This is a genomic window from Paenibacillus roseus, assembly GCF_016424485.1.
Taxonomy (GTDB): Bacteria; Bacillota; Bacilli; order Paenibacillales; family Paenibacillaceae; genus Paenibacillus_D; species Paenibacillus_D roseus.
The window spans coordinates 1-12,048 of sequence record NZ_JAELUP010000007.1 but is presented as its reverse complement, the minus strand read 5'-3'; the positions used below and the strand labels follow the sequence as shown (position 1 = coordinate 12,048).

Below are 12,048 nucleotides of genomic sequence, written 5' to 3'. Positions count from 1 at the left end.
CCTCAAAAAGAATTAAATCTCTTTGTAAAAAAACAGCGTCGCATCCAAATCTCCATTGGCTGACTTGGCAAACCGCGGGATAGATCCGGCTTCCACGTAGCCCAGCGACCGGTATACAATGTTGGACGGATCGCCTAACCGGGTATCCAGTATCAGAAGGCTCCTTCCCTCTGATTTGGCTTTGTCCTCCAAAGTCGTCATTAGCGCCTTTCCAATCCCTTTCTGACGTTGAAGGGGGTGGACCATCAGTTTGGCAACTTCCGCTCTGTGAGTCCCGTTAGCCTTTTGCGACAAGTGCAACTGCACCGTTCCACCTACACGGTCTCCTTCCTTGGCGATCCATAGAATAACCCCGTCCTCCAACACTCCCTCCCAATAGTCTCTTGCACTCTCCTTGCTTAAAGGAGGCAAGAAACCTATCGATGCCCCCTCCTCTACAACATCAACCAACAGCTCGCTCAATTGTTCCAAAAGAACCGGGTCTACTTGGGTTACTTCTTCCAATTGTAGCTTTGCAATCATAGCTAGCCCACCTTTAAGAGTTTAGTTTTTCAAGTTCCTTCTCTATGTCCTCCCAAGACTGTCCCTCAAGCTCCTTGAGCAGAGATTCCATTTCATCTTCTTCCCCTTGCCCCAATGCTTCGGCAATTTGCTTGGAAAGGCCGTTGACCGTCGGATCATCAAACATGTTCTCCAACTGCAATTCAATATCGTACTGATTGCGGACCCGAGTCATAAGCTGAATCGCCAGCATCGAATTGCCTCCAAGTCCAAAGAAATCATCATCTGGAGCAATCGGTTGAATGCCAAACAAGTCTTCCCAGATAGCTGTGACTTCCTCCTTGATACCCCGAGATTCGCCATTAGCCGGCGTCCTCGTCGCCGCTGCTTCCAGACGGTCAAGGGACGCTTCCTGATCAGCAATCGGATAGACGAATGGAGAATCTGCCGCATACGATTCGCGGGCTGCAAGTACCGTCCGGGCGAGAAACCCTGTCACTACATCCGATACCGCTTTTCCCTGCTGCTGCACGGTCCATTCCTTATTGACCAGCCGGGTAATCAAAACCGTAATGCCAAGCTGCCGCTCCAACTGTTCGGCCAGCGAAGCGAGAGCCGCTTCTGCCTGTCGCGGAGACACAGCACGCACAGCCTGATTTTCCTGAGCTTCCAGTTCAGCTATACGCTCACTTATACAAAGGACAAACTCCGGGGTATGTTCTTCCAGCCACGGCGCCAAAGCACGCAACTCCGCTTCCGCCTCCGCTGCCGAACCCGGCCCAATCAACAAACCATTGATGGCCGTGAAGCGTTGTCCTTCTTCACCCAACCGGGACAGTATATCCCCGGCCAAAGCAGACTTTCCTTCATAGATGTGCAACTGAATTCCTTGATCCCTTAATTGCTGGATCAGCTCTGCTTCAGCCCTTTGAACACCATCCTGCAATATGGCTCCCTCGTTCAGGCTATCTGCCGGAGCAAGGAAGGCAAAATTCTTGTACCCTTGTCCGATCAGAGCTTCTGCTGCTTTAAGCCTGAATTCATCAGGCGCTCCGGCAAACAATAGGGTCCCTTCCTTGCCGCTCGCATCGTTGCGATCCGAGCCGCTTGCAGCCGGCAAAGCCTCCAGGGAGAATACGTATCGATGCACTCCCCGGTAGGCGACATCCGCCTCTTCACGCTGGCCGGATAATAATTCGTCTGCCCAATGCAGCGCTGCCCGGCCTGCCCAGGCCGCATGAGGGTTCTCAAGGAAGATATCCAGCCGGGTAAAACCAAAGGCCGGATTCTGTTCCTCTATATCTTTGGCGACTGCCAGCAGCACTCCACCTTGCGGCCAAAGATAATCTCTGCCCGCAATGTTCAACGCGCCAACCGACACCACACTAACCGAAGCAAGGTTTGCTTCTGTACGACGACCAAGCTCCGCCGCAAGCTCCTCAAGTTCAGCCGCTCCTGTGCTGCCATCCGCAATGACGACAATGCGAGCCGGAATTTCGCTTGCCTGCCGTAAAGCTTCTGCAGGCTTTGCCTCTTCCGCCAACAGCACTCGAACGCCGCGCTGTCTCAGACTGTCAGACAATAGACGGCTTACATCGCTGTATACATCGCCGGTGAGCAGCCATACGGCGTCGTGTTGCAGCTCCGATGTCGGGGCTAAGGCGGCAGTCCGCTTCCAAACCGGGGCATACACATGTCCGGAATCCGGGACAACCGAAGCTTGAGTGGAAGCCAGGCTTGCCGATTTGCGCTCTATCCAGTAGCTTTCACGCTGAAAGGGATACGTCACGAGCGGAATCCGGCCCGGCTTGCTTCCGCCATGCAGGCCACTCCAATTCACACTTGCTCCTTCCAGCCATAACCGTCCCACGCCCTGCAACAAAACCAGGCGATCGGACTGACGGTCCTTCGGATGGCGAATGAGCGGGACAGCAATTGGCTCTCTATCTGATTGTCCGTGCTTCTTGATGAGCCCGCTCAGCGTATGTCCGGGACCGACTTCAACGATAAGGATGTCCGGATTGTCCAGCAGAATTTGGACGCCGTCTGAAAATCGCACCGTTTCCCTCAGATGCCTTGTCCAATATTGCGGGTCTACAGCTTCTTCGGGCTGAATCCACTTGCCAGTCAGATTGGATAGATACGGAATCGTTGGAGCTTTCATATCAATCCGGGACAGCTCTTCAAAAAATTCATCCAGGATCGGGTCCATCATCGCGGAATGAAAAGCATGTGACGTATGCAGCAACTGGGTAGAAATGCCTTCGGCAGCGAGTTGCCCGCGCACCTCTTCGATCTCATGGACAGGTCCGGCTACTATCGTAAGTTCAGGAGCATTGACCGCTGCTATCGACAAACTGCCGATTAACCGTTCCTTGGCCTGTGCTTCAGTTAACGGTACAGACAACATGCCGCCCGCAGGCATTCTTTGCATGAGGCGTCCCCGCGCAGCAACGATCCGCAAGGCATCTTCAAGGGAAAATACTCCGGCAAGGCAGGCCGCCGCATATTCTCCTATGCTGTGACCAAGCATATAGGACGGTTCAATCCCCCAGGCTTCCAGCTGCTTGGCAAGAGAATATTCAATGGCGAATAGACTTGGCTGCGCCATAGCCGTTTGCTGCAATTGCTCGCTTGCCGCCTCTGATTTTGACGGGTGAAAAAGGAGTGTTCGCAAATCCAACCCAAGCAAAGGTTGCAGAGCCGCGGAACAACTGTCCAATGTTTCGCGGAAAATTTGTTCCTTCTCATAAAGTTCTTGCGCCATGCCCACATATTGGGAACCTTGTCCGGGAAAAACGAAGGCAATCCGGCGTCCGGTTGCAGCCTGCCCTTTCCACAGCTTGCGGTTCTCCTGATTGTTCAATTTTTCAAGCGCTTCCTGACTTGTACGGGCAACCAGCATCGTGCGATGCGGGAACTCGCGCCGTCCTGCCTGCAAAGTAAAGGCAATATCTGCGAGCGGAGCATCGGGCTGACTTTCCAGATAGCCTTGCAAACGCTCTGCCGCCTGATCCAGCGCCTGATCCGTAAGCGCGGAGAGAACCAGCAGCTGCTCGGTCTTGGGGTGGATGGATGGCTGCTCCCTGTATTCAACACATTCCTCCAATACAACATGGGCATTGGTGCCGCCCATACCGAAGCTGCTTACGCCGGCGCGGCGTGGAATCTCGCCAGGCTCCTTCCACTCCCTTGTCTCTGTGTTCACAAAGAATGGACTGTTGGCAAAATCAATGCTGGGATTCGGCGTTTCAAAGTGCAGGCTAGGCGGAATGATTTTATGTTTCAGGGAGAGTGCGGCCTTGATCAGACCGGCCACTCCTGATGCAGCGCCCAAATGGCCGACATTGGACTTGACAGAACCAACAGCGCAATAATTTTTTTGATCCGTTTCTGCACGGTAGACCTTGGTCAATGCCGCTATTTCAATCGGATCGCCCAATATGGTGCCTGTGCCATGCGCTTCAATCATGCCGATCGTACTCGGCTTCACATCAGCCATCGCCAGGGCATCCGCAATGACCTCCGCTTGTCCGTTGACACTTGGGGCGATGAAGCTGACTTTGTCTGATCCGTCGTTATTTATGGCGCTCCCTTTAATAACCGCGTATATGGTATCTCCCTCTTCGATTGCATCATCAAGACGTTTTAACACCACCACGCCTACGCCATTGCCGAAGATCGTTCCGCCTGCCTTGGCGTCGAACGGGCGGCAATGGCCATCCGGGGTCAACACATCTCCTTCCTGGTACAAGTAGCCCGTCTTTTGCTGTGCGCTAATGGACACGCCTCCGGCCAGCGCCATGTCGCATTCGCCGCCGAGCAAATTCTGAACGGCGAGATGCACCGCAACAAGTGAAGTGGAGCAAGAAGTCTGCACACTTACACTCGGGCCTTTTAAATTGAATTTGTAAGACATCCGGGTTGCCAGATAGTCCTTCTCATTGCCGTGACGCACAGAAAGCTCGCCTACAGATTCCACCAATCCTGGAGTGGTGTACAAATTGAACAGGTAAGAGCTGGTAAACACCCCGGCATATACCCCGATTCGTCCTTCGTACTTCTCAGGCGCATAACCCGCCAGCTCAAGAGCCTCCCATCCGCTTTCCAGAAACAAGCGGTGCTGGGGGTCCAAAATTTCCGCTTCCCGTGGGGTGAACCCGAAAAATGATGCGTCAAACTGGTCTATATTGTCCAGGACGGCGCCCGCTTTTACATAATTTTTCTTCTGCAATAAAGCCGGGTCTATGCCGGCCAGCTCCAGCTCACCATCGTCAAAAAAAGTGATGCTCTCCTTGCCTTGCACCAAGTTATTCCAAAACTCCTCCACATTAGAAGCTCCTGGAAAACGACAGTTCATGCCAACAATCGCAATTTCCGATCCGTTTCTTGAATACATGGGCGCATACCTCTATTCACTTATTTTGTTGTGGGTCTTCATCCGCTGCGTCCGGCGCATCTCCAGCGCTTTCTGACGCATGTTCGCCCTTTCGCGGTGAGTTTCCGTCACCAGGACAGAACCTTCGCCGCCGCTATTCAGGTACTTGGCAAGAGAAGACACCGTTGGATACTGGAACAGATCTACTACGGGGATATCCCGCCCTAACACTTCAGTCAGCATCGTTTTGGCCTGTAAAAGCAGCAATGAATGGCCCCCAAGGTCAAAAAAGTTATCATGTATGCCAACCTGGCTAATTCCCAATAGCTTCGACCACACTTTTCCTATGGTCTTCTCCAGCGCCGTCTCCGGAGGCGCGTATGCAAAAGCAACTGTCTCTGCAAATGCGGCAGTCGGATCGGGAAGCCTGCGGCGGTCTATCTTCCCGTTAGGCGTAAGCGGAATGTGCTCCAGTCTGATGAAGGCTCCCGGCACCATAAATCCCGGCATTTTGCCTTTGGCATAGGCTCGCAGCTCCGCCACATCCATCGTATCGTTTTGAGAGACGAAGTAAGCGGCCAGCCGCTTGGCTCCCCCTACCACCGAGCTTGCAATTACAATTACATCTTTTATCAGCGGATGCCCGGACAGTACCGACCGAATTTCGCCTAATTCCACCCGCATGCCCCGAATCTTGATTTGATCGTCACGCCTGCCAGCTATATTCAAGATTCCATCAGGACGATAATGACCCAGATCCCCAGTGTAATACACCACATCCTGCACGTTATTGGTAAAGGGATTTGCAGCGAAACGGACGCTTCCTTCCTCAGGCTGTATATAGCCCAAAGTTCGGAAAGGGGTGCGAATGACAATTTCTCCGGTTTCGCCGATTCCACATTGCTGCCCGTTGGCGTTCAGCAGCAGAACTTGAGCATGCGGCAAGGGTCGGCCAATCGGCTGAACAGAAGGCAGCCTTTCCGAATCCGGGACCCGGTAAAAGCACTTGGCCAGCGTTGTTTCTGTCGGACCATAGAGGTTAACCAGTATTGCATTGTGTCCAAAATCCGAGCGCCACGAGGTGATCAATGCTCCGGAAAGTGGTTCTCCTGCAAAGAAAATATATCTCAACGAAGCCAGGGAGACGTTTTTCAGACCGGTTCCAAGCCATGACTGAGCTAATGCAGGAACGGTATGCAGATACGTAATTTTCTCACCCTCCATCCACGGTAGAATCTGTGCGGCAGACAAATCGCTCTCCTCATTCGGCAAACAGACCGTTGCTCCGCTGGTTAGTGGGAGCAGCACATCACGGAGAACAACATCGAATGACAACCCTGTCAACTGCGCTCCACGATCTCCCGGCCCGATGCCAAATTCCTCACGTTGCCAACAGAGGAAATGCGACAAGCCTTTATGTCGGCCAAGCACGCCTTTAGGCACGCCCGTCGTCCCGGATGTAAAGAATACATAGGCCGGATCATCAGGCGATAACCTCGGCAACCGGGCCAGATCTGTCGCCCCGTTACTGGCGGCAACTTCTGGCGCAGATGCCAAGGCTTCATCGACGAGCAGCACATCGGCCCAGTCTATATCTGTAATCAGCCACTCATCTTCCATTCGGCGGCTTCCCGCATAGAGAAGACGTTTGGCTCCTGATGCTGCGACGATTAGGCGAATTCGGTCTTCCAGCATACTCGGGTCGATAGTCAACAGGACGCCGCCTGCGGACAATACGCCCAACATTCCGGCAATCAGTCCGTAACTTCGCGGTCCGAAGACGGCAACAACTTCTCCTGGAACCAGTCCTGCCGACAGCCCGCGAACGGCGATCGCATTTACCGCGCTCCCCAACTCCAGATAAGTCCTTCTATCTCCCCGATGAACAACCGCCTCTGCATCAGGGCTTCGATCTACTATCGCCCTGAACATTTCCAAAACAGAAGGATACAGAGGCTCTTCCAACACTGCTGCAGGGTCCGGCATCAAGCTTTGGCTTTCCGTTGTCAGCAAGGAATACGAATTGATGGCCGCAGAGCTATTGATACCGATCTGGTCCAGCAGCCTTGCATACTGGCGGGCGAACTCTTCCATTCTTTCTCCGCTGTATAGGTCTTTTTGATAGATGAATTCCAGCTCCAAGCCCTCTTCTTTATCGTAAATATAGAGGGTCAGCGCAAACTTGGATTGCGGCTCGCCAATCTCAATGGGAGTAATTTCGATTCCCGGCAGTTGTGCCTCGAGGCTTCCGGTATTCACATAGTTAATCATCACATCGAAGATTGGATTGCGACTCAAGCTGCGCTCCGGCTGCAGCCATTCCACCAACTTTTCAAAAGGCACATCCTGATGTGCATAGGCATCCAGGCAGACCGTACGGGTGTGCTGAAGCAATTGCTCAAAGGATGGATTTCCAGCCAAATCAACCCGGAGCGCCAGCGTATTGAGAAAGCAGCCAATCAGCGGTTCGGTTTCTGTGCGGTTCCGCCCCGCAATAGGAGTACCGATGATCAAATCTTCTTGTAGTGTAAGACGGTGAAGGAGCATGCTGAATGCTGACAACAGCGTCATAAACAGCGTCACATTTTCCTGCTTGCTTACTTGTTTAAGCTGTGTGGTCACACTCTCTGCCACGCGCTGTATGTGGCGTCCGCCACGGAAGGTCTGCAATTCCGGTCGCGGATAGTCAGCAGGAAGCTCCAATACCGGCAGGTCGCCTCCCAGTTGCTTCATCCAATACGTCTTCTGGCGATTCAACCCTTCCCCGCTCAGCTTGCTGTTCTGCCACACTGTATAGTCCGCATATTGAATGGTCAGCTCCGGCAGTGCTGCTGGCGCCCCGTTCAGACTGGCGGCGTACAATTCTCCAAGCTCCCTTATCAACACCCCGATTGACCACCCGTCGGAGATGATATGATGCATGGTAATCAGCAGAACATACTCTGTCTCATCCATTCGCAGCAAGACTGCCGATAATAAAGGACCGCTTTCCAAGTCAAACGCCCGTGCCGCTTCTTCCAGCGCCAATCTCTCCATTTCAGCTGCGCGGCTGCCAGCCTCCATTAGGCGCAGGTCGATGATAGGAAGCTGCAAATCGATAGAGGGAGCTATCCATTGAACAGGCTCAGGCTTTTCCCTGAACGTTGTCCGCAGCGTCTCATGCCGCTGCGCCAATTGATTCAGACAATACCTCAGTAGCTCAGGCTGCAGTTGTCCGTTCATCTTGACAGCGGAGTAAATATTATAAGCCGAGTTGCCCGGCTGCAGCCGATCCAAAAACCACAGTCTCTGCTGCGCAAAGGAAAGGGGCACGCCATGCTCACGCTGCACTTTTGGAATTTCGGATGTCTCCTTACCTGAAGCTATGACATTGCCTTTCGCGTCTTGGCCTGGCACAAAGCTGGATGTTGCAGCTGCCAACTTGGCAACCGTCGGATTTTCGAACATCAGCCGCAGCGGAAAATCTGCGTTCAGCATGCTCCTGATCCGGGAAATAGCCCGTGTCGCAGTCAGGGAATGCCCTCCTAATTCAAAGAAGTTATCATGTACTCCCACCGGCTTGACACCCAGGATATCTTGCCATAAATCCGCCAGCCGCTTTTCGGTTTCATTGCGGGGAGCGACATAGCCCTTCACCCGCCCGGCGCTTGCATCCGGTTTGGGCAACGCTGTGCGGTCTACTTTTCCGGCTGCCGAATACGGCAGTTGCTTCATGCTCACGATGTAGGACGGTACGGTATAGTTAGGCAGATTGGCAATCAGGTAATCGCGCAAGCCAGCGCCCCTCAACTCCGGGCTTCCCGTCACATAAGCGCATAAATACGTTTGGCCCGGTTGATCTTCACGCACGATAACAACAGCTTCATGGACCTGTTCATGCCGTAATAACATGCTTTCGATCTTGCCAGTTTCCAGTTCAAGACCCCGACGGCCAAGCTGCTGCTCCATTCGGCCAATATATTCTAGCCTGCCATCCGGGAGCCAGCGCGCCAAATCACCCGTCCGATAGATCCGTTCATTGGGAGCAAACGGGAGAGCGACGAACTTTTCGGCTGTGAGCTGCGGCCTGTTCAGATAGCCGCGCGCAAGCCCGTCTCCGGCAATGCATAGTTCTCCGGCAACGCCTTGAGGCACGAGCCGAAGATCAGCATCCAATATATAGACCCTTGTATTGAAAACAGGCGTCCCAATTGGAACGGTCGGCTGCAAGTGGCTTTGCTCCTGCTGAAATACCCCCAAGGCGGCACAAATGGCAACTTCCGCAGAACCATACATATTTATAATTTCAATTTGCGGGCCTAGCGCGCGGCATGTCTCATCAGGCAATGCCGCTCCGGTTGAGATGATTTTTTGCAAAGTATGAAGACCATTGCCCAGCTTAAGCAAGGTAGAAGGCGGCAGCGTTGCGACCGTAATCTGATTTTCTTGAATGTATTGAGCCAGTTTCTCTGCATGATTTGCCGTATCCTGGTCAGCAATATAAAGCCGGGCTCCGCTGAGTAATGCTATGATTGTTTCCCATACCGATGTATAGGAGGCGTTGCCTGCGACCAGCAGCGTCCGGTCTTCTGTGGAAATAGCAAGCCTTTTGTTCAACAAAAGCGATAAATTGGCGATGCTTTTATGCTCAATCAGTACCCCTTTGGGCTTGCCCGTAGAACCGGATGTATACATGACATAGGCCAAATGGTTCGTGGCAATGCCAAGCTCCAGATCGGTCGTTCCTTCCTCATAAGACTCTCCAGCAGACTCTAAAGCTGACAAATTAATCTGGCGGCCATCGAAGGATATCCGGCTTGCACCGTCGTCTTTTGTTAATAGGAGCTTGATACCGCTCTCGGCTATCCTGTCCTCTATCCGCTCCTGCGAATCAGCCGAATTAATCGGAACATACACGCCTCCCGCCTTCAGTATGCCTAGCATCCCGATGATCACTTCAAGCGAATGCTCAATCATCATGCCTACCAGACCTTCCGCCTGCAGTCCATCGTTTATCAGCCTGCGAGCCAACTGGTTTGCTTGGCGATTAAGCTGGGCATACGTCAAGAACTGTTCCCCATAGACAATCGCCACGGCATCAGGAGCACGCTTCACTTGTTCCTCAAACAAGCGATGGATGGTTGCATGCTGTGGATAATCAGCCGCCGTATTGTTGAATATGCTCAGTTGCTTATCTTTGTCCTCTGCGGTTAAGAGTTCAAGATCGCGCAGCGCTTGCGAAGGAAAACGCGCCATTGCATCCAGCAGCCGTGTAAAATGTGCGGCCATCTGTTCTGCCGTCCGGGCTGCAAATAAAGAAGTGTTGTATTCCAGATGCAAACTTAAGCCCGTCTTCGTCTCTGTCGCTTCCAATGTCAGATCGAACTTGGCTATGGCATGATCTATCAAGTGAGACGACAGCTGAACTCCGTCCAACTGGAGTTGTTCCGAAGCCATGTTCTGCATGACAAACATGACATCAAATAACGGGTTGCGGCTTAAATCGCGCTGCACATCGAGCTGTCTGACCAGCTCTTCAAAAGGATAAGCGGCATGCTCCAACGCTTGGAGCACATTGGCCTTCACTTTTTGCACAAGTTCCAATACACTGATTTCTCCCTGCAGCCGATTTCGAATCGCCAGTGTATTGACAAACATGCCGATTATTCCTTCGGTGTCTGAATGATTTCGCCCGGCTCCCGCTGTCCCGACAATAATATCATTCTGACCGGAATACTTGGAAAGGAGTATGTGATAGGCAGCCAGCAGAACCATATATAGCGTGCCTCCGGTCTCTTCCGCTAATTGGCGCAGGCCGGATGTTACAGCCGAATCCACTTCAAAGCTCAGCCGGTCGCCAAGGAAATTCAAGGTCGAAGGACGCGGTAAATCGGTATGCAGCATCAGCAGTGGAATTTTACCCTGGAACTGATCTAGCCAGTAGGCCTCACTGGCCTTCACCTCATCTCCCTGCAACTGCTCCAGATACCATATCGCGTAGTCCTTATACTGAATCTCAAGCTCCGGCAATGTCTCCCCTGAATAAAGGCGCATAAATTCCTTGGTCAACAGCGCGATTGAAACCCCATCGGACACGATATGATGCATGTCGAACAAAATGCGGCTATTCCCGTTGTCCAACTGTATGACGAAGACTCGCAGCAGCGGAGCCTGAGACAGATTGAATGGACGAATCCATTCCGCAATTCGCTGCGCAGCCTGTGCTTCCGTTGCTTCTTCCAAGACCTCTACACTGAATTCGACTTCATCCTCCACCCGCTGTACAGGTTCTCCCTCTACCAAAGCAAATGAGGTGCGCAAGCTTTCATGACGTCTGATTAGTTGCATGAACGCGGACTGGAGACGGAACATATCAGGAGTTCCGGCAAATTCCAATACAACAGGCATGTTGTATACCGTAGAATCAGGATCCATTTCGTGTAGAACGAACAAGCGTCTTTGCGCCGGAGACAGCGGGTAGAAAGGTCTCGTTGCTGCTTTTGGTATGGACGCCAACGGCTCCTTCCCTATAAGTTCCGCATCCAGGGCAGCAATGGAAGGATTGGCAAAGAACCGGCTTAGCGAGACGTTCCATGCCAGCGCTTTGTTCATCTTGCTCAGCAGGCTCATCGCCGATAGCGAATGCCCTCCCCGTTCAAAGAAGTTGTCATGGATACCCACCCGCTCTACTTGCAGCACCTCTGCCCAGATCTGCGCAAGCGATGTCTCCGCGTCATTGCGCGGAGACACATAAGGCCGCTCTTGTCTGCCCGTTGCCGCATCAGGGGCCGGAAGTGCCTTGCGGTCCACCTTCCCGTTCGGAGACAACGGCAATTCCTCCAGCACCACGAATGTCCACGGCACCATATACTCCGGCAGCTTCCGGCTCAGTTCCTCCCGCCACATGAACTGCTGTTCCCCGAGGCGTTGTTCCTCTGGTTGCTGTTCCTTCGGGCGCTGCTCCTGTTGCTGCTCCTCCGATTGCGCTTCCGCCTCCGGGACCACATACGCCACCAGCCGCTTGTCGCCCGGATGATCTTCCCTGGCCAGCACAACGGCATCCTTGACTTGCTCGCAATCCCGCAGCGCCGCTTCGATCTCGCCCAGTTCGATCCGGTAGCCCCGGATTTTCACCTGGTGATCCATCCGCCCCAGGTACACGATTGTCCCGTCCGGCATATATTTCGCCA

The 12,048-nt window shown here is 53.0% G+C and carries 3 protein-coding genes; all 3 read right to left on the bottom strand.

Features of this window, described 5'->3' with window-relative positions; genetic code table 11:
- Positions 1–12: 12 nt before the first annotated feature.
- On the bottom strand, positions 13–522 hold the full coding sequence (locus JFN88_RS03390; RefSeq protein ID WP_199017892.1) for a GNAT family N-acetyltransferase: 510 nt from the start codon (positions 520–522) through the stop codon (positions 13–15).
- A gap of 13 nt (positions 523–535) precedes the next feature.
- Entirely contained in the window at positions 536–4,831 is a 4,296-nt protein-coding gene (locus JFN88_RS03385; protein WP_438943382.1) for a type I polyketide synthase, read from the bottom strand.
- A gap of 81 nt (positions 4,832–4,912) precedes the next feature.
- On the bottom strand, positions 4,913–12,037 hold the full coding sequence (locus tag JFN88_RS03380; protein ID WP_233167378.1) for a non-ribosomal peptide synthetase: 7,125 nt from the start codon (positions 12,035–12,037) through the stop codon (positions 4,913–4,915).
- Positions 12,038–12,048: the final 11 nt, after the last annotated feature.

Excerpts from the sequence above, each read along its gene's own strand:
- JFN88_RS03390 (WP_199017892.1), bottom strand. The coding sequence starts at position 522 with ATGATTGCAAAGCTACAATTGGAAGAAGTAACCCAAGTAGACCCGGTT.
- JFN88_RS03380 (WP_233167378.1), bottom strand. The coding sequence starts at position 12,037 with ATGCCGGACGGGACAATCGTGTACCTGGGGCGGATGGATCACCAGGTG.